Source organism: Niveispirillum sp. KHB5.9, assembly GCF_048066115.1.
Taxonomy (GTDB): Bacteria; Pseudomonadota; Alphaproteobacteria; order Azospirillales; family Azospirillaceae; genus Niveispirillum.
Map to the genome: position 1 here is coordinate 154,428 of NZ_JBLTYX010000009.1, position 17,901 is coordinate 172,328.

22 protein-coding genes are annotated in these 17,901 nt (G+C 64.1%); 21 read left to right on the plus strand and 1 reads right to left on the minus strand.

Features of this window, described 5'->3' with window-relative positions:
• Positions 1-200 precede the first annotated feature (200 nt).
• From ACM9HJ_RS16560 to ACM9HJ_RS16660, 21 genes are all read left to right on the plus strand, one after another.
• Entirely contained in the window at positions 201-827 is a 627-nt protein-coding gene (locus tag ACM9HJ_RS16560; protein ID WP_416572857.1) for a hypothetical protein, read from the plus strand.
• Positions 828-854: 27 nt separating this feature from the next.
• Entirely contained in the window at positions 855-2,222 is a 1,368-nt protein-coding gene (locus ACM9HJ_RS16565; protein WP_416572858.1) for a methyl-accepting chemotaxis protein, read from the plus strand.
• A gap of 126 nt (positions 2,223-2,348) precedes the next feature.
• A complete protein-coding gene (locus ACM9HJ_RS16570; protein ID WP_416572859.1) occupies positions 2,349-3,470 on the plus strand; it encodes a THUMP domain-containing class I SAM-dependent RNA methyltransferase in 1,122 nt (373 codons plus the stop codon).
• 697 nt (positions 3,471-4,167) lie between these two features.
• Complete coding sequence (locus ACM9HJ_RS16575) at positions 4,168-4,530, plus strand: hypothetical protein (RefSeq protein WP_416572860.1); 363 nt, start codon at positions 4,168-4,170, stop codon at positions 4,528-4,530.
• Between the two features lie 510 nt (positions 4,531-5,040).
• Positions 5,041-6,252, plus strand: a complete 1,212-nt coding sequence (locus tag ACM9HJ_RS16580) for a tyrosine-type recombinase/integrase (RefSeq protein WP_416572861.1) — start codon at positions 5,041-5,043, stop codon at positions 6,250-6,252.
• A 35-nt stretch (positions 6,253-6,287) separates the two neighbouring features.
• Positions 6,288-6,911 (plus strand): hypothetical protein, encoded by a 624-nt coding sequence (locus ACM9HJ_RS16585; protein ID WP_416572862.1) that lies wholly within the window; start codon positions 6,288-6,290, stop codon positions 6,909-6,911.
• Between the two features lie 76 nt (positions 6,912-6,987).
• The gene (locus ACM9HJ_RS16590) at positions 6,988-7,212 is read left to right on the plus strand and encodes a hypothetical protein (RefSeq protein WP_416572863.1); all 225 of its coding nucleotides are present in this window, start codon (positions 6,988-6,990) and stop codon (positions 7,210-7,212) included.
• Entirely contained in the window at positions 7,212-7,403 is a 192-nt protein-coding gene (locus ACM9HJ_RS16595) for a hypothetical protein (protein ID WP_416572864.1), read from the plus strand. Before ACM9HJ_RS16590 ends, ACM9HJ_RS16595 begins: the two co-directional genes overlap by 1 nt.
• The gene (locus ACM9HJ_RS16600) at positions 7,400-7,990 is read left to right on the plus strand and encodes a hypothetical protein (RefSeq protein WP_416572865.1); all 591 of its coding nucleotides are present in this window, start codon (positions 7,400-7,402) and stop codon (positions 7,988-7,990) included. The genes ACM9HJ_RS16595 and ACM9HJ_RS16600 overlap by 4 nt, the downstream gene beginning before the upstream one ends.
• Complete coding sequence (locus ACM9HJ_RS16605; RefSeq protein WP_416572866.1) at positions 7,987-9,132, plus strand: AAA family ATPase; 1,146 nt, start codon at positions 7,987-7,989, stop codon at positions 9,130-9,132. The genes ACM9HJ_RS16600 and ACM9HJ_RS16605 overlap by 4 nt, the downstream gene beginning before the upstream one ends.
• A 210-nt stretch (positions 9,133-9,342) precedes the next feature.
• Positions 9,343-9,558, plus strand: a complete 216-nt coding sequence (locus tag ACM9HJ_RS16610; protein WP_416572867.1) for a hypothetical protein — start codon at positions 9,343-9,345, stop codon at positions 9,556-9,558.
• A gap of 216 nt (positions 9,559-9,774) precedes the next feature.
• Entirely contained in the window at positions 9,775-10,140 is a 366-nt protein-coding gene (locus ACM9HJ_RS16615; protein WP_416572868.1) for a hypothetical protein, read from the plus strand.
• Complete coding sequence (locus ACM9HJ_RS16620; RefSeq protein WP_416572869.1) at positions 10,137-10,448, plus strand: hypothetical protein; 312 nt, start codon at positions 10,137-10,139, stop codon at positions 10,446-10,448. Before ACM9HJ_RS16615 ends, ACM9HJ_RS16620 begins: the two co-directional genes overlap by 4 nt.
• Entirely contained in the window at positions 10,448-11,236 is a 789-nt protein-coding gene (locus ACM9HJ_RS16625) for a hypothetical protein (RefSeq protein ID WP_416572870.1), read from the plus strand. The genes ACM9HJ_RS16620 and ACM9HJ_RS16625 overlap by 1 nt, the downstream gene beginning before the upstream one ends.
• A gap of 2 nt (positions 11,237-11,238) precedes the next feature.
• Positions 11,239-13,377, plus strand: coding sequence for a hypothetical protein (locus ACM9HJ_RS16630; RefSeq protein WP_416572871.1), 2,139 nt, complete (start codon positions 11,239-11,241; stop codon positions 13,375-13,377).
• Positions 13,374-14,045: a hypothetical protein gene (locus ACM9HJ_RS16635; protein WP_416572872.1), complete on the plus strand. Its 672-nt coding sequence runs from the start codon at positions 13,374-13,376 to the stop codon at positions 14,043-14,045. The genes ACM9HJ_RS16630 and ACM9HJ_RS16635 overlap by 4 nt, the downstream gene beginning before the upstream one ends.
• Positions 14,042-14,434 (plus strand): hypothetical protein, encoded by a 393-nt coding sequence (locus ACM9HJ_RS16640; protein ID WP_416572873.1) that lies wholly within the window; start codon positions 14,042-14,044, stop codon positions 14,432-14,434. Before ACM9HJ_RS16635 ends, ACM9HJ_RS16640 begins: the two co-directional genes overlap by 4 nt.
• Positions 14,431-15,318, plus strand: a complete 888-nt coding sequence (locus ACM9HJ_RS16645) for a hypothetical protein (protein ID WP_416572874.1) — start codon at positions 14,431-14,433, stop codon at positions 15,316-15,318. Before ACM9HJ_RS16640 ends, ACM9HJ_RS16645 begins: the two co-directional genes overlap by 4 nt.
• Positions 15,311-15,577, plus strand: a complete 267-nt coding sequence (locus ACM9HJ_RS16650; protein ID WP_416572875.1) for a hypothetical protein — start codon at positions 15,311-15,313, stop codon at positions 15,575-15,577. Before ACM9HJ_RS16645 ends, ACM9HJ_RS16650 begins: the two co-directional genes overlap by 8 nt.
• A gap of 3 nt (positions 15,578-15,580) precedes the next feature.
• Positions 15,581-16,513: an HK97 family phage prohead protease gene (locus ACM9HJ_RS16655; RefSeq protein ID WP_416572876.1), complete on the plus strand. Its 933-nt coding sequence runs from the start codon at positions 15,581-15,583 to the stop codon at positions 16,511-16,513.
• 213 nt (positions 16,514-16,726) lie between these two features.
• A complete protein-coding gene (locus ACM9HJ_RS16660) occupies positions 16,727-17,239 on the plus strand; it encodes a P27 family phage terminase small subunit (RefSeq protein WP_416572877.1) in 513 nt (170 codons plus the stop codon).
• A 221-nt stretch (positions 17,240-17,460) separates the two neighbouring features.
• Here ACM9HJ_RS16660 and ACM9HJ_RS16665 read toward each other — a convergent pair whose 3' ends face one another.
• Positions 17,461-17,721, minus strand: coding sequence for a helix-turn-helix transcriptional regulator (locus ACM9HJ_RS16665; protein ID WP_416572878.1), 261 nt, complete (start codon positions 17,719-17,721; stop codon positions 17,461-17,463).
• Positions 17,722-17,901 lie beyond the last annotated feature (180 nt).

Sequence of the window (17,901 nt, forward strand, 5' to 3'; positions counted from 1 at the left end):
AAAATATAAAATTTTATAATAATGCGATGGAAATGGCGTTTTTCAGCCAGTCAAAAACTTAACCTTACGTTTCAGTAAGGCATGATCATTCATTAACGGTAAATAATTCTATGATAATTCCACCCGCCTCGATGACGGGGGATGTGATGCGTATTAAATCTTTATTCATTCTTTGCCTTTCTGCCGCCGGTGCTATTGCCGTGGCGATGGGGCTGTACCTGGTTGCCGCCCAGGTGACCCGCCTGGGAAACGCCTCGGACGCAAAGGTGAAACTGGAAGCGCTGGCGACCATCGCGCGCGCCATGGAGGCGTTCACCCTTGAACGCGGCCCCCTGAACGTGGCGATGCAGTCCGAATTGCCGACCCCGGATGCCGTGACCACGGAGCTGGCGACGCTGAGCCCCCGGGCAGATGCCGGCTTGAAGGATATCGAGACCAGACTGTCCGGCCTGGACAACGGCCAGGAACTGAATGAAGTCTATGCGCAGGTGAAGCAGAACATCATCACCCTGCGCAACCAGGCGCGGGCCCAGATGGCCAAGCCCAAGGCCGAGCGCGACGCCGCCTTCGTCAAGGACTACGCCGCCAATGCCGCCAAGATGATCGGCGGCCTCACCCCGCTGCTGGACCGGCTGGAAACCGAGACTGCCACTCTCAGCCCCAATGCCGGTGATTACATCTCCACCGCGCGCCTGGCCATGGACCTGCGCTCGGCGGCCGGCAACAAGGGCCTGGCCATCACCAATGTCGTGGGCAACAGCGCGACGGCGGCGCCGGTCACGCTGGAACGTCTGGCCGACCTGTCCGCCCGTATCGAGGAATTGTGACGCCGTCTGCAGGTGCAGGCCACGCAGGTGAAAAATCCCGATGCCCTGTCCGCGTCGCTGGCCAAGGTGACCGACCTGTACTTCACCCAGGCCCAGGCGCTGTACAAGCAGGTGGATGCCGCGGCCCGCGCCGATGGCAGGCAGACGCTGGACATGATCGCCTTCCGCAAGCAGCAGACCACCTATCTGCAAAGCATCATGACCATCCGCGACGCCGCCCTGGAAGAAGCCGGCGTGCTGCTGTCCAATGATATCGCGTCGGCCCGCGCCAACCTGATCATCGCCGTCCTGCTGACGCTGGCCATCGCCGGCGGCGTGGCGGGGCTGGGCATCTTCTTCACCCGCCGGGTGGTGCTGCCCCTGAACGGCCTGACCGCCATCATCGGCCGCATGGCCGCCAACGACCTGGCCGTGGACATACCCGGCGCCGGCCGCACGGACGAGGTGGGTGACATCGCCCGCGGCCTGGCCGTGTTCCGTGAAGGCGCCCTGGATCGCCAGCGCCTGGAGGAGGCGGCGGAGACGGAGCGGCAGACCCGTGAGAAGCGGGTCGCCCGTGTCGACGCGCTGATCGCCCAGTTCGAGCGGCAGGTGGCCGAGGTTCTGACCGGCGTCGGCCATGCCGCAACCGACCTGGACAATACCGCCCAGGCCATGTCCGGCATCGCGTCCAGCACCAGCGAGCAGCTGGCGACCTCGGCCGCGGCATCGGACCAGACCTCCGCCAATGTCCAGACCGTGGCGGCCGCGGCGGAGGAGCTGGCCTCCTCCAGCCACGAGATCGGCCGTCAGGTCAGCGAGAGTGCCGCCATCGCCCGCTCGGCCGTCGGCGAGGTGTCGCGCGCCGACACCACCGTCCGTGGCCTGGCCGACGCGGCTCAGCGCATCGGCGATGTGGTGGACCTGATCCAGCAGATCGCCGGCCAGACCAACCTGCTGGCGCTCAACGCCACGATCGAGGCGGCCCGCGCCGGGGAGGCCGGCAAGGGCTTCGCCGTCGTCGCCTCGGAGGTGAAGAGCCTGGCCAACCAGACGGCGACCGCCACCCAGGACATCGCCGCCCAGGTGCAGGCCATCCAGACGGCCACCAACGCCGTCGTCCAGGCCATGTCCGGTGTCGGCCAGACCATCGAGCGCGTCAGCGAGATCGCCACGACCATCGCGGCCGCGGTGGAGGAACAGGGTGTCGCCACCGCCGAGATCGCCCGCAATGTGCAGCAGGCGGCGGAGGGGTCGCAGTCCGTGTCCGAAGGCCTGGCCCATGTCAGCAGCGGCGCGCAGAAGACCGGCGAGGCCGCGGGTAGCGTGCTGGGCGCATCCGGCGAACTGTCGCGCAGCGCCACGACCCTGAGCGGCAGGATCGAGGGTTTCCTGTCCGGCATCCGCGCGGCATGATAAGTCCTTGGCGTGAGTAGCCCCAAGGCCCCGCCGCACCCGCGACGGGGCCTTTCCTTTGGCAAGCACCCCGCCCGTCGAAAAAGGGGCTCGCCGCCCACGGGACAGGCGGGATATGAAGGCGCCATGGAAAAGCCCGACGATCTTGAAATCTATGTGGTGACCACCCCCGGCCTGGAACCCGCGCTGTGTGCGGAGATGCAGGAGAAGGGTTTCGCCGATCCCAAACCCGCCAAGGGTGGGGTGACCACGCGCGGCCCTTGGTCCGAGGTCTGGCGCGCCAATCTGGAACTGCGCGGCGGCGCCCGCGTCCTGGCCCGCATCGGCTCCTTCCGCGCCATGCATCTGGCGCAGTTGGACAAGCGCGCCCGCAAATTCCCTTGGGGCGATTTCCTGCGCACGGATGTGCCGGTGCAGGTGGAAGCCAGCTGCAACAAATCCCGCATCTATCATGCCGGTGCCGCCGCCCAGCGCATCTCCAAGGCCATCGCCGAGGAGCTGGGGGCACCCGTCACCAAGGATGCCGCCCTGGTGGTCAAGGCGCGCATCGATGACGATCTCTGCACCTTCTCCATCGACACGTCGGGCGAGGCGCTGCACAAGCGCGGCTACAAGGAGGCGGTGAACAAGGCGCCGATGCGCGAGAACCTGGCCGCCATGTTCCTGCGCCAGTGCGGCTACACCGGTACCGAACCCGTGGTCGACCCGATGTGCGGCTCCGGCACCTTCGTGATCGAAGCCGCCGAGATCGCCGCCGGCCTGAAGCCCGGCCGCGCCCGCCCCTTCGCCTTCGAAAGCCTGGCCAATTTCGACGCCGCCGCCTGGAACGCCATGCGCGGCACCGCCACCCCCACCGACACGGCCCTGCGCTTCTACGGCAGCGACCGCGACGCCGGTGCGGTGAAGATGAGCCAGGCCAATGCCGACCGCGCCGGCGTCGGCGCCATCACGACCTTCCGCGCCCACGCCATCAGCGACCTGGAACCGCCCGAGGGCCCGCCCGGCCTGGTGATCGTCAACCCCCCCTATGGCGGCCGCATCGGCGACACCCGCCAGCTCTACGGCCTCTACGGCGCCTTCGGCAAAACCATGCTGAACCGCTTCAAGGGCTGGCGCGTGGGCGTGATCACCAACGAGGCGGCGCTGGCCAAGGTCACGGAACTGCCTTTCCTGCCGACCCTGCCGCCCATTTCGCATGGCGGGTTGCCGGTGACCTTGTACCGGACCGGGGTGCTGGGCGGGGTGTGAGGTTCCGGCCCCCGCCTTGACTTTCCCACCCTGGCGCCGGACAATCGGCCCATGGAAATACATCTGACACGCGAACAGGAAGCACGGCTCACCGCCCTGGCGGCGCAGCAGGGGCGCAGCCTGGACGATGTCGTGCAGGAAGCGGCGATGCCTGGACCGACCGGCAGGCGACCCTCACCGACCTGCGGGCCTCCCTGGACGCCGCCGAGGCTGATATCGCGGCCGGACGTGGGGAAGAGATCACGGCGCAGACGGAACGCGCCTTCCTGGATGCGGTGAAACAGCAAGGCCGCGCTCGCAGCAAGTGGCAGCCGTCGCGCGCGGTATGAGCTATCGGGTAGCCTCGGCTGCCCAAAGCTTATTAGGGATAAGGTCCCATTCCTGTTCTCAATAGCATGAATTAGATAAAGAACGCCCTGTTGTTCATCTGCTTTTTTTAAGGCTTTTCATTTTCTTTTGAGCAAGGAGGAGGATCGATCATGAATGACAGGATAGTAAATGTTACATCACATAATCAGACCGGTGGGATAACTGCACACACGGTTACTGGACCTCAGAATACGGCAAATGATACACCGGTTGAAAAGACTAACAGTGAGACTTTCTGGAAGCGGTTTACAGCGGTTGCTGCCCTAGTCGGTGGCTTGGGTGCAATTGTTGGAGCATTTGTGAAATTTACTGGCTGAAGGAGAACATCATGAGCAAATATGAAGGTGGCACAGGCCCTATCATCAACGTCACAAGCCACAATCAGCAGGGCGGAATAACCGCATATCAAGTATTACAAATGAATCAAGAGCCCCCAATTCCAATTTTCACACAGGAAAATTTGAAAGAAATAATTCACCTATATGGCCAAGATGCCAAATTTGTTGTTGATAGATTTGACTCTACTGTCCGCACATTTCAATTTTGTGGGCAGATGGTGGAAGTCATGCGGGCAGGAGGCTTGAATGTGGATTTTAGCCCTATGCGTCAAGCCATGGGGTTACCACCTTTTAATGGAATTCAGATCGGCCCAAATGACGGAAAGATATTCATTCAAGTCATGAATATATAGAAAATTTATGCACGTTAAATTGATTTTTATCTTATTTTCCCGCACACCAGAATGAAGCATTTTTTTTACAGCATAATATAAATCATGTAATGCTTCACTTGCCCACAATGCAGCAACCCCATCCTTGATGAAGCAGAGTTTCGACCTAGTGAACGGGTCAAAAGCTCGCCCATTGACTTGACAAAGGGACTCAGCACACGGACTTGCGCAGACTAAGTGAGCATCTTTCTGGTATTTAGCGGATCATAAGCCAATGGCACATTGACCAAAGAGCTTGCCAAAATTCTAAAGAAATTAGTCATTTGGCGCAGCATGGCGTCCCCAAGGGGATTCGAACCCCTGTTACCGCCGTGAGAGGGCGGTTAAAAATGTCCACTCGCATCCATGAAAATTTTGATTGTCCTTTGATTTTCATGTAGATGAGCGTTACGATAATCCACTCGCGTCCACCAGTGTCCCGCCCCATAAACTGGACACTAACTGGACACTGACAGAATTCAGGGGGTGAAGATGGCTCGCAGCATCCGGGCACCCAAGCTGGAAAATCGCACCGGGCGGTTGAAGCTGCCGATATCCAAGAAGCCGGTGTTTGTCCGGATCGGCGACGGCCTTTCTTTGGGGTACAGGCGCAACGCAACCGCCGGCACATGGGTCATGCGGATTGCCGACGGCGCTGGGGGATACAAGACGAAGGCCATGGGCAGCGCTGACGATTTCGCAGATGCCGACGGCGTCAATGTGCTGACCTTCTGGGAGGCTCAGGATCGTGCGAGGGCCTTGGCCGCGCCGTCAGCGGGCTTCACGGAAGCGCCCGTGTTGTTGACAGTGAAAGCGGCCGTTGACACCTATCTGGAGCGCCTGGAGACCAAGAACCCGGCGACCGCACGAGACACACGCCAGCGGCTGGCGAAACATGTTCTGCCCAAGCTGGGCGGTGTGCTGGTCAAGGAATTGACCAAGACGCAAATTGAGCGTTGGCAGGCGGGCATGGTACGGAAGGGCCCGGACACGGAAACGGTGCGTCGGTCGAAGGATACGGCAAACCGCGTCCTGTCGATGTTGCGGGCCGCCCTGAACCTGGCTGCCGCCGACGCGGCGCACGGGCTGTCCGATGCCGCATGGCGGCATGTGAAGGCCTTCCCCCGTGTCGGGGCACCGCGTGAAGTCCATTGGACGGGTGAACAGGTTGCGGAGCTGATCGACGCGGCCAGCCCTGAATTTGCCGATCTGATCCGGGCCGGATTCTTGACTGGTGCCCGATATGGGGAACTGGCGGGTGCCGATGTGCGGGACTTCGATGCCGCCGGCGGTGTTCTGACCATCCGACAGGGTAAGACGGGTGCCCGCGCCATTATCTTGCATCGGGAGGCCGTGCAATTCTTCGAGGGAGCGACCGTCGGCCGGGACGGTGATGAACCCCTGATCCCGCGCGCAGGCGGCGCGCGGTGGGGAAAGTCGCACCAGCATAGGCCCATGAAAGCGGCGTTGCTGGCCGCTGCCTTGGATCCTGACGGCACCTTTTATGCCCTCAGGCACTCGTACATTTCGCGGGCCATTGAGGGAGGTGTGCCGCTGACGGTGATTGCCGAGAACTGCGGTACTTCGATCCGCATGATTGAAAAGACCTACGGCAAGGTGCTGGCCGCCAAGCGCCGCGAGTTCCTTGAACGGGGCGCACCGTCGCTGGCCGGCCGAGTTGTGAAGCTCGTGGCGAGGGCATGAGGGATTCCGAAGGGTTCGCTGGACGGAGAGCAATCATGGCCAAGCAAAAGAAGATTGTTGGCTCGGGAATCACCGCGAAAGAAATGACAGTCCATTCTGGCCAGGATCTAGCCCCGGCACTGAAACGTATCCTCGGCGCGATCAGCGCAGACATAACGGCACGGGGCCAATATGGCATGGTGTCCTGGAAGGTCGTTGAACAGGCGAGATCGGTTTCGGCAGGACACGATAGGGATCGTGTGATTGAACAGTCGCCTCAAGACTATGCTTTTCAAATCATGAAGCTGGATGAAGTTATAAAGCACAGTATTGAAAGGGAAGATGCAGACGAGGCCGCTCGATTTGCGTTCCAGATGGGGTGCCTTTTTACAGAAGCGTTGATAAAACAGGATTGGGAGATCCACGCCCTTCGCGGCAAGAAGAATGCTGACAGTCTTGCGCTGCCTGCCCAACAAGAAAATCAAGAGCGACACCATCAACGGCAGCAGAAGGATGCTCAAATTCAGCAAATTGCGGCTGATAAGCGCAGCCGGAATCCGCACCTGACAAATTCAGCCATCGCGGACCAGATCGCAAGCGCCACTGAGCTGTATGGCACCGAGAGGACGATTCGGAAGGCGTTGATCGGTACGGGTCCGCGGGCGAGGGGCAAAAAATAGTTGGCCGGGCGCACTTAGCACGGCCAAAGCGCATGTGAACAATTCAAGACCGTCCACAGTACACAGGATGGTCCAAATGCCACGGCTTAATCCAACGGCACCCAAGCGCACCAAGAACCCGACGGCCCATAAATCCGGGTGGTCTGTCGCTGAGTGGGCGGCCGACACTTCGCTCTCCCGCTCGACTGTTTTCAATCTGCTGAAGGAGGGTTGTGTCCGCTCGGTGAAGTTCGGCGGCCGCACCATCATTTTGACGCCGCCGGCGGACTTCCTGGCCGCGCTCGCGGCCGAGGCTGCGTGATGGATGCGCTCCACCTCACCGCCCTGGCCGGCGGTAAGGTGGATAAAAATGATGCGCAGGAAGGCGATCATTTTATCCACATAAACGAGGCTGCGCAACGCGCAATCGCGCGCCTCTTGGTTAATCGGTTTGGTCTGTCGCGGGGGTACTCCACCGCCGCCCCCTTCCTTCAGGGAGGGACTGCCGAATGATCTTCCCCGAAATAGAACGAGACTTCCTTCGATGTTGCCGGCGGGTTGGCCCTCGCCACATGGGGGCCCTTGCTGCGCTGGGCGTCGAGCATCCGAAGGCTGACACTGATGACAAGCATCGCCTCCCGCTCTGGGGGGCCCATGCCATCGAGGTCGACCCCAACACCGGGCTGTTCGAGTTCAGCGCGCTGCCGGCAGGAAGTCGACGAGCTGCTGTAATCGTGCCCATCGGAATTGGCGATCGCTCTGACGTCTGGTGGATCCATATAGACGATCTGGTCGGCTTCTACCTGGATCGGCCTGACGAGTGGTGGCTGCACCGTGGAGTGGCCTACGTGCTGGGGGCCGATCACATCGAGGATGCCGGGCTCTACGGCGCCCCGGTCCAACTGCTGGCCACACCGCTGGAGTGGTTGCAGGCCGGCGGGATAGGTGCCGTCGTCCTGGATTGGCGTCTATGCCCTGCCCATGAATTTGGCGGAGTGCCGAGCATCGAAGCCGCGACCCGGGACTTGGCCGAACATCTGGCGGTACGACATGCCCAGACTGCCCAGCACCTCCCCATCACATGGCGGGGTGCGGCATGACAGCGAGCTGGAACAGGGCGCCCGGGCCCGCCAACCCAGGGGGCTATGTCGAGAAGCTGGACACCATCTGCGCCGCATCGTGGGCCGGGAAGCCGGTGCCCGAGCGGCAATGGCTGATCCCTGATCTGATCCCCTTGCGTGACGTCACTTCGGTGAACGGTAGGGGCGGTGAAGGCAAGACCTTGATTGTCCTCCAGTTGTTGGCAAGCGCAGCGTTGGGTATGCCCTGGCTCGGCCGCCAGTGCCGCCGGGTGAATACGTTGGGTGTGTTTTGCGAGGACGAAAGCGATGAACTTCAACGTCGGCTTCACGATATCGCTACGGCTTATGGCGTCGACCTCGGCGATATGGAACACCTCGACCTGGCGTCTCGCGTCGGCGAAGACAACGCTCTGTTGACTTTCGGCAAGTACGGTGAAAGCGCGGATCCGACGCCATTCTACAGCTCAATCCTTCGGCGAGCCCGCCAGCTCGGCGCTGAACTGATCGTCTTGGACAGCCTCTACGATTTTTTTCCAGGCAACGAAAATGCTCGAACCGAGGTACATCGGTTTGGTGGGATGTTGCGGGCATTGGCTAAGGCGACGGGTGCGGCCGTAGTTGTCTGCGGCCACCCCTCAAGGGCCGGAGAGCAGGAAGGATCCGGCCTGTCTGGATCAACCGCTTGGCATGCAGTGGTCCGATCCCGTCTGTACCTCACCCGTCCGGCAGCGGAAGAAGGCGCTCCACAGAACTCAGACGCCCGCATCTTGGCTTCGAAGAAGGCCAACTATGCCGCCCTGGCTGGCGATATCCGGCTGACCTACCGAGACGGCGTGTTCGTTGCGGATATTCCCAGCGGTGGTGATTTTGTCGACAAGCTCGACCACGATGCACGGGCCAGGGCCGCAGAAGACGCCTTCCTGGCCTGCCTGCGTGCGGCCGCTGGGCAAGGCCGCGCTGTATCCGACGCGGCCAACTCGCCCCGATACGCCCCGCGCATTTTCATAACCATGAAAGAGGCCGGCGGGCTGCGGCAGGCGGACTTTGTCGCCGCTATGCGAACCCTTTTCGACGCTCGCAGGATCCGGATCGGAGAGGTGCCCGGCCCAGACCGTCACCGTCAGAAATCGATTGTTGAGGTGCCCAATGGTGCACCCTGAAACCGGACGAAAGGTCCGCGGGAAGTGCGGAAAGTCACCTCGCAACCCATTGATTTCATTGCGGCGGGCGGTCTGCGGGAAATGCGGAAAGTCACCCCGCAACCCATTGATTTTGTTTGCGGGCAGTCTGCGGCGGGTGTCCCCTATATACTACGTATATATCCAGCACCCCTCTTGGGGGTGGGGGCTGGAACAAAACAGGGGGCCGGCATGCCGGCCCTGACCCACGCCGAACGCCAACGCGCCTATCGACGTCGGCAGCGGCGCGGCCTTGCCGTCTTCGCGGTGGCGCTCCCGGAAAACGACCTTATCGCGGCGCTGATCAATGCCGGTTTGCTGGACGAACGCCGAGCGCTCGATGCGGCAGCGGTGCGGGCGGCCTATACCCTGGCCGTCACTCGCCTGATCATCGACCCTCACCGGTGACGATTTCCGTTATCCGTCACTCCCCGCGCGCTCCCCCCATCTGCTTATCTGACCCTGCCGCCCCGTTGGGCTGTGGGCGGCCGTCAGCCGGCGGTGCGTGGAACACCGGCAGCAGGAGCGGGATAGCTCCCCCGATGACCTGTACAGGACGGCGCGGCCCGTGTGGAACCCCCGACCCGGCGCGGGCCGCGCCCTCAACTCAGATGATGAAGGCCGATGTCCACCACCACCGCCCCCGTTCCCATCTGCCTTGACGACATCATGCCGGTCATGGTGGCGGATGTGCCGATCTCCTACCCGGATGGCACCCCGACCGGATGGCACGTCACCGTCGCCGGCCCCTGCCACCCGGCCACCGTTGCCGCCGATGCTGACACCAGCCTCAATGAACTGGACCGGCTGGCCCTGCGCATTCTTGGGTGGCCGGCTGTCGACATGGACGGGGTGCCGTTTCCCTTCACGCCCGAGGCCGTCGCGGAGCTGCTGACGGCCGAACGCCTGGAGCCGGCCTTTCGCCAGATCCTGGAATATCTCGACAGCCCAGACGCGTTCGCGCCATCCCCGACCAAGGCAGCGACATGACCATTCCCATCAACACGCTTCCCGATGTCCTGCCACCCCCGCCGCCGGCCCGCCGCAGGGTTGCGCGGGCGCGCTATGCCGACAGGGTGCGGACCCTTCTCAATAAGCACAGCGGCGCCGCCCGCGACCGTGTGCTTGACAGCTTGGCAGCGCTCGAAACCACGATTGCCCCCATGGCCGCACTGGCCCGACAGGCGGCCCCGCACCTCCCCGCGCTCCCGCCGCCCTTTGCCGACGCGCCGACCCTGCTTGATGCGGTGCACGCGATGCGGGCGGTTGTCCAGTCCATCCCCCGCGAGGGTGCGTGATGGACGCGAGCCGTCACACCCCCGGCCTTGCCCGGCCGTCGCGGCGCGTGTGGAACCCCGCCACCGGGCGTTTCGATGCAGTGCCCAGCGCCACCGCCGGCCGATCCGTGCGGCCCGCCAAGGCCGCGAAGCTCGCCCGTCTGCCGTCATCCCCGATGCCGGCCGCTTCCGCCCGGCAGGCCCTGGCCAGCTTCGAGAAAACCATATCGCTGGCGCTGGGCAGTCTTCAGCCGCCCGAGGTGCAAAAGGTTCACGCCGTGGTGGCCCGCGACGTGCTGGCCCGGCACCTGGCCACCGTGAAGGACAATCCGCCGGCCGTCACCACCATTGTCGACGGCCGCCGCGACGCGTTGGAAGATGCCGTTAAGCCGTATGGCCTGATCCGATACGAATTCAGCTATCCCAGCATGATCCGAGAGGCGGCGGCGTTCGCCCTGAAAGAGGTCCGGCGCCTTTCGCCCAGGCAGTCCGGGAAATACCGGGATGCCTGGTTTGTCATGGCCGACGGCGCCCCAGTGTCCGGCCCCGACGCGATCCCGCCCACCGCGAAGCGCGTCGTGGTCACCAACGACGAACCCTATTCCCGCCGGCTGGAGGTGGGCAAGGACGCGGCTGGGCTGCCCTTCGTGGTGAAGGTGCCTCCCCTGTTCACCGAACGCGCGGCTGTCGCCACACGGCGCCGACACGGCCAGCGCGTGACCGTCTCCTACTCCTTCGTGCGACTTCAGGGCGGAAAGGCCCGGCGGGGTGAATTGACCTACCCGGCCATCATCATCGAAAGGCGCTGACCATGGCGGAACCCGTTCTCGCAATCAACGTCGACACCAGCGCCTTGCGTGGCGAGGCGGCAGCGGCCACTGCCGACATGAACGCGATGGTGGAGACGGCCGGGCGTGTCGTGGGTGCGACCGAACGTGTGGAGCGCAAGACGAAGGACACGGCGGCGGCATTCGAACGGCTTGAGCGCCAACTCGACCCGACAGCCGCAAAGCTGGCAAACCTCAATCGCCGGTATGAACAGAATGTCAACCTGGTGACTGCAGCCGGCGCGGCTGTCGGCGTGAGCGCTGATCGGCAGGCCGCCGCCCTGACCAAGCTGACAGCGCAGCACGAAGCGCAGACCGCCCGCCTCACCCGTGCCACGACCGGGGCGGCGGCGGCCATGGTGCAGGCCAACGACAACGCAGCAGGATCGAACAAGCGCCTTGGGGGCGCCCTTCAGCAGGTCGGCTATCAGGTCGGTGACGTGGCAACCCAGGTTCTAGCCGGCGGGGACGCGATGAAGGCCATTGCGATGCAGGCTGGCCAGCTTCTCGGGTTCTTCGGACCCGCCGGTGCGCTGGCCGGCATGGCGGTGACCGTGGGCGCCGCCGTCTTCGGTATGGTGGACCTTGGCGACGCCACCGACGATACGCGGGAGGCATCCAAGCTGTTCGCCGATGTGTCGGACCGCCTCAATGGCGTGATTGATGATCGCAAGACGTCGGTGGAGGAACTCACCAAGGCCTATAATAAGCAGACCAAGGCGCAGCAGGATCTTCAGCGTCTCGATCTCCAGATGGCACAGACGGACATCTTCAAGGCTCGCAAGCAGCAGTTGGACGATGCCACCAAGCAGATGGAGCAATATTTCAAGGCCACCTCGAACTCATTTCTTGGGATCAACCTTGATCCGTTCCAGGGTCAAACGGTCCAGTCGCAGGCGCAACGCATGTTGAACGCCGGCCAGCTAACCGAAGCGGTGGCGTTGCTGTCGAAGGGGGACGCGGAGGCGCAGAAGCTGGCCGGAAGTCTGACGGCCACCGTAAGGGAGTGGACCAAGCAGGGCGAGACGCTGGCCATCGTCACCGCGCAATTGGCGCTCTACAACGGCACCGCGACCAAGGCGCAAAAGGAGCTGCTGGGCATCCGGGAGGAAACGGACCTTGCCACGGAGGCGCAGGACCGGTTTGCGGCAGCGCTGGACAAGCTGAAGAAAGCTGCGGCCGAAGGTGACGCCATGTTGCGGAGCCGGGCGCAGTTCAGCGACGTGATGGAGGATAGCGAAAGGTTCATGCGGGATCAGGCGGACGGGATCAGCGCGGCCGAGCGGGCGTATCAGCCCTATGCCGCAGCGATCGAACGACTGAACGACCTGAAGGGCAAGGAAGGTCGAACGACGCTGGAACTGATCGGGATTGAGCAGCGCCTGGGTGAATTGCGCGCGGCCGGTCGACAGGCCATGGATGAAGCCACCGCGGCTGAAGAGAAGCGCCGCACAGCGATCATTGAGGAAATCGACGCCCTTCGGGTGCGCAATGATCTGCTGGCGGCGCAGGTCGCGGGCACCGACACCAAGTCCATACGTCGGCAGGTGGTGGAACTGGACATCAAGTCCGATGTCGAAAGGTTCGCCGCTTCGCTGAAATCCGCCAATGGGGAATTGTCGGCTGCCGCCACCCTGGAAGTTGAGCGCTACGAACGCGAACGCCGCCGGCGGGCCGGCCTGGAAGACGAAATCGAGTTGCTCGACCGGGCCAAGGCCGCAGGTCGCAGCGCGGCCGACCTGTTCACATCGATGGCCGAAGGCGATTGGACCGGCACGGCCGAAGGTGTGGCCGACCTGATAGCGGATTTCAAAGACTTCAAGGACATCACGGGGAGCGTATCCCAGGGCTTCGCGGAACTGGGCAATAGCCTGCTGGACAGCGCAGCAGCCGGCCAGGCGCTCGGGAACCTCGTTGGCGAGTTGTTCGGCGAACGCAGCGAACACCAACAGCGTAACGCCCAGATCGGCAGCACCGTGGCCACGACCATCGGCGACTTCTTCGGGGTGCCTAAGGGGCTGTCGTCATTCGTCGGGAACGTCGTCGGCAACCGCTGGGGGCCGGGACGCCGCACCCGGCGCCCGACCCTGGTCATTGTCTTTTCGGAAAGGAAGGCAGCATGAGCGTCGTCAACGTCCTGCTCACCAAGCGGGAGGGCATGTTGTGCACAGACACCTTCGGATACGACGTCGCCGGTCGTGTCTTGGGCGAGGTGTCGAAATGCATCATCGTCCCTCACCATAGGCTCGCCATTGCCACGCGCGGGTCTGCCGCCCTGGCCTGGAATGCCGCAATCCTGGTCAGCGTCACCAGCATGCCCGCAGGTATCGACAGCCTGATTCCGCAGGCCGAACGCTTCATGCAACGGATCCTCGACGCCAGCCTTTATCAAATGGGCCGGGCCGGGTGCATGGATGGCGAGGTCACTATCGTCGGATGGTCGGACGCTGCCGGCGCACCCGTGGGCCACTACCTGGAATGGATCGAAAGCCGGGGCACCCTGTTTGCCGAACCGATCCAGCCGGGCCGATACGACATGCAGCCGCGCCTGCTGCCTGAATTCGCGCCCGATACCCGCCACGCCAACGACCCGCCGGCCATGTTCCGGGGCATCGCCAATGCGCAACGCAAGATGGCTGCCGCCCGCTATCCGGGAAACCCCGTCGGGGGGCGGCTGATCCTGACCACGGTCAACCGGCACGGGATGGAGCAACGCCAGATCCATGCATGGCCCGATGACGTGGCGAAGTTGCGCGCCGTCGCCCCCGTCACGGAGGCGGAACCGGCATGAAGACCGCGAGTGAGATGATTACCGCGTCGCTGGCGGCGCTCGCCGATTTCGACACCGAGCGGCAAGCGGCTGTCGCCGAGGCGGACATCCGGCAGCACCTCTTGCGGAGCGGCGCGCTTGATGCCTTGGAGCCCAGCGCTGCCCGCGACATGGGCGCCCGCGCCATCGTCGGTGAGGCACTGGCCCTGGCCATTGCCGGCCACGCCATGGCCCTTGCGCGCCATGCCCTGAATAGCGCTGCCGCCGCCCATCATATGCATGACCGGCTGGCGGCCCTGGTCATCGCCTGCGCCCGACACCGACCGGCCCTGCCGGGGCTGCTGGGCAGCGTCGCCGCCGGGGCAATCCAGGCCCATCCGGCCGACATGACGAAAGGGAACAATCCATGAACCTGAAACAGATCCTTGCCGCCATCACGGGCAGCGCCCGGAAGGGTGCGGCGCCCATTCCGTTGCATGACCAGATTGCAGCCGCTGAGAAGGCTATCCGCGACATCGAGATCGAGCGGCAAGCGGCCGTCGCGGCGCTCGCCAGCGCAGAAGAACGCCGGCGGGCGCTGCTGGTGGAAGATGATGCCGAGGGGCTGCGGGCCCATGCCCAGGCCTTGCAGGCGGCACAGGACGCCGTTGACGCGGCGCCGCTGAAACTGGCCGCGGTCACGGACACGCTCAAGGGTCTGCGGGACCGCCAGAGGGCCGAGACGGTAGAGCGGCACAAGGCGGCGGCAGCGGCACATTTCGCGGCCGTTGGGGAGGCTGTCACCGCCTTGCTGGCCGTCAACCACAAGGCCCATGCTGCCTATGAAGCTGCCCGCGCTGATCTTGGCGAGGAACCGTGGCCGCGCGGCATTCACCCGGCGGCCTATGTCGGCATGGTGAACGATCAAGGCTACGAAGCATGGGCCCGGCATGTGGTCAACGAGCTTCCCGACATGCGGGCCGTACCCGTCATCGGTGGTGTCGTGCCCCCGGCGCCTGTTCCTGCACCCACCGCCAAGCCGATTGCCGCGCCTATGACGGCGGGCTTTGCTTCCCGACGGGTGCGGGCAGACCCGCCGGCGCCCCGTCCGAAGACGCCCCCGCGCGCACCGCACAAGCGGCCGGATCATGTGCCCGACGGTCACAAGGTTGTCACCTACCTGCGGGCAGGCGTGGAGATACCGAGCGGCGGGACATCGATCGTCGGCGATGAGATGGCATTACCGGATATGACCGCCATCGCCCTGGTGCGGAGCGGCGCGGCGGACTTCGGGACGGAGGCCGCGCATGTATGACAACACAACCCTGCAGGTCGGGGTGGCCGGCGGGCAACCCGTCATCGTGAAAATGGGGCCGCTGGTCTCGGACGTGCCCGCAACCGTGCTGCTGTCCGCCGACTACACGTTGTGGAACCCGCCGGGCTATCCGCAGCGCTTCAGCTATACGGGCGCCGCGATTCGCCAGCCGGGGACCGTGACAGCCGGAACCACCATCAAGGTCATCAAGGCCGAAGCCGCCGCCCTGGTGGCGGCAGGCGCGGCGACGGAGGTGTAAGACATGACCATGCGCAAGAGCTTTGCTGGCGGACAGGCGCAGGCCTTGGGCCCGCGTCGCGTTCGCGTCCAGTGCAGCAGCGACGGCATCGACCGAACCGGGGAGGTTGTGCAGCAATCGGGGATCGAGTTTCCCGCATCGGTCCCGGTTCTCTGGGGTCATGATCCCGATCTCCCCATCGGCCGTGCCTATCCCCGGATGGAGCGCGGCGCCTTGGTCGCTGAGGTCGAATTCGCACCTGAAGGGATTTGCGAACATGCCGACCGGGTGTGCGGCCTGGTGAAGGCTGGCGTGGTCAATACCGTCTCCATCGGGTTCGACGTGCTGAAAGCCGAACCGATGGACCGGGGCCGGCCCGGCGGCCCGCAGCGCTATCTGAAGTCGGAACTGCTGGAACTGTCCTTCGTGTCCGTGCCCGCCAACGCGGATGCGCAGGTAACGGAGCGGTCACGTGGTCGCGGGGTGCGCGTCAAGGGCCTGTACGAGTGCGCACGGCTGGCGGGGCTGCTGTCGGAACTCTCCTGGCTTGAGGAATGTGTAGAGGCTGAGGCCGCGCGCGAGGGTGACGGCTCCCCGCTTCCTGAAATGCTGGGCAGGATCATGGCCGCCATGGGCGAGGCGCTGATATCCATGACGGTCGAAGAGGTCAACGAACTGCTGGCCATCGAGGCGGCGGAACGGGGTGCCGTCGGGCGCTCCCGCAAGCCGGCGGCCGTGCGGTTCCGCGGCGCCGTCATTGCCCGCATGGGTGGCGGCAAGGCGATGACGCCCGATCAGATCAGGGCCCGACAGGCGCGGGCAAGGCTTCTCGACCTCACGAAGCCGAGTGTTGCCGACGGGTCTGGGCTGGCCCTTGATGATCCAGGCATCACCCCCGCCCATCGGGCCGCACGGGCGCGGGCAAGGCTTCTCGACCTCACGGAGCGCCTGACCTGAAGCGGAAGGGTGCGGGGCGCTGGGCCTGCCTCCCCGGGGGGGTGGAGGGCACCCCCGCAGACCCCCCCCAGGGGGTAGGGGGTTTTCCATCTAAATGGGTCGGCACCCCCTACCGGCCCTTGGTTCTTTCTGTCCGCCGTCAAAATTGGGGGAAAAAGTACCCGTTTTCGAGGGGTTCGCGGCACATATCAATGGTTGTAGGAGCATAGTCACATGACAAAAGGTCGACCCCGCAAGCCGACACACCTCAAAGTGGTGGCGGGCACCGATAGGCCAGACCGGCGGAATGGTAATGAGCCGACGCCAGCGCGCGAACGGCCCAGCCCACCCGCCGACCTGTCCGTGAAAGCTGCGGCCGCCTGGGGCGAGCTTGTCACCATCCTGGACGGGATGGGTGTGATGACCTGCGCCGATGTGTTCGCCTTGGCCGCGCTGGCCGAGACGGTCGCCGACCTGCGCCGACTGCGGGACGCGCTGGCAAGGGACGTTGTTCTTGACCCAGGCGGGGGCACCGAACCAGTCATCATCGCAAAGGGCGGAGAACCGACCTATGTGGTGTGCGGCCGCTCGGGTGCCCAGGTAAAGCACAGGCCCGAAGTGGCCATGATCGCCGACGCGGACAGGCGCCTTCAGGGCTGGCTGGCCCGGTTCGGGCTCACGCCGTCCGATCGCTCGCGGGTAAGCCGGGTGGTCGATCCGCAGCGGGATGAATGGGATGGATTCTGATGATCTGGCGCTGGCCATAGCGCGGCCATGCCCGCACCATGGCCAGCGCCACCGTGGCCCACGGCCGGCCGGCTATGTCCGCGGCCGGGGTGCACCCAAATTTGGGTGCACCCTCTGTCGGTGTGATCAGCGCATCGGAGCCTTCGCCGGTGGCACGGAAATGCTCGATAACATCACCGTCCATGCGCAGGCCGGAAGCCTTTCGGCCAGGCGGCCAACAGTTACCAGACAACGTCCCGCAACCTCTTTCCGCGCTGCTGGTTTTGCGGGTTTATCCCTGACAAGCCGAAGGCTTTCTCCACCTCAGACCGCCGCAACCACATCACCCGCTTCGACAGGGCCCAGGGTGGCGGCAATCGGCCCGACTGAACCATGCTGGTCACCGTCGAGCGTGACACCTGAAGCGCCTCCATCAGATCCTCGATTGTCAGGAAATCATCGGACAGGATCCCGGTGCGGCGGGGTTGTGGGCTGTCGGTCACGGGACGTCCCGAAGCCGCACCCCAGGTCCGCCCCCGTCTGAAGCAGCGCCAGCGTCCAGGAACTTGACGCCGGCACCTTCAAGAGCCGCACGGATGGCATCGACGGTGCGGGGGTAGAGGGATTCACCGCGTTCGAAGCGGGTTATAGTATTGGTCGACGCAACCGCCAAGGCGGCGAGT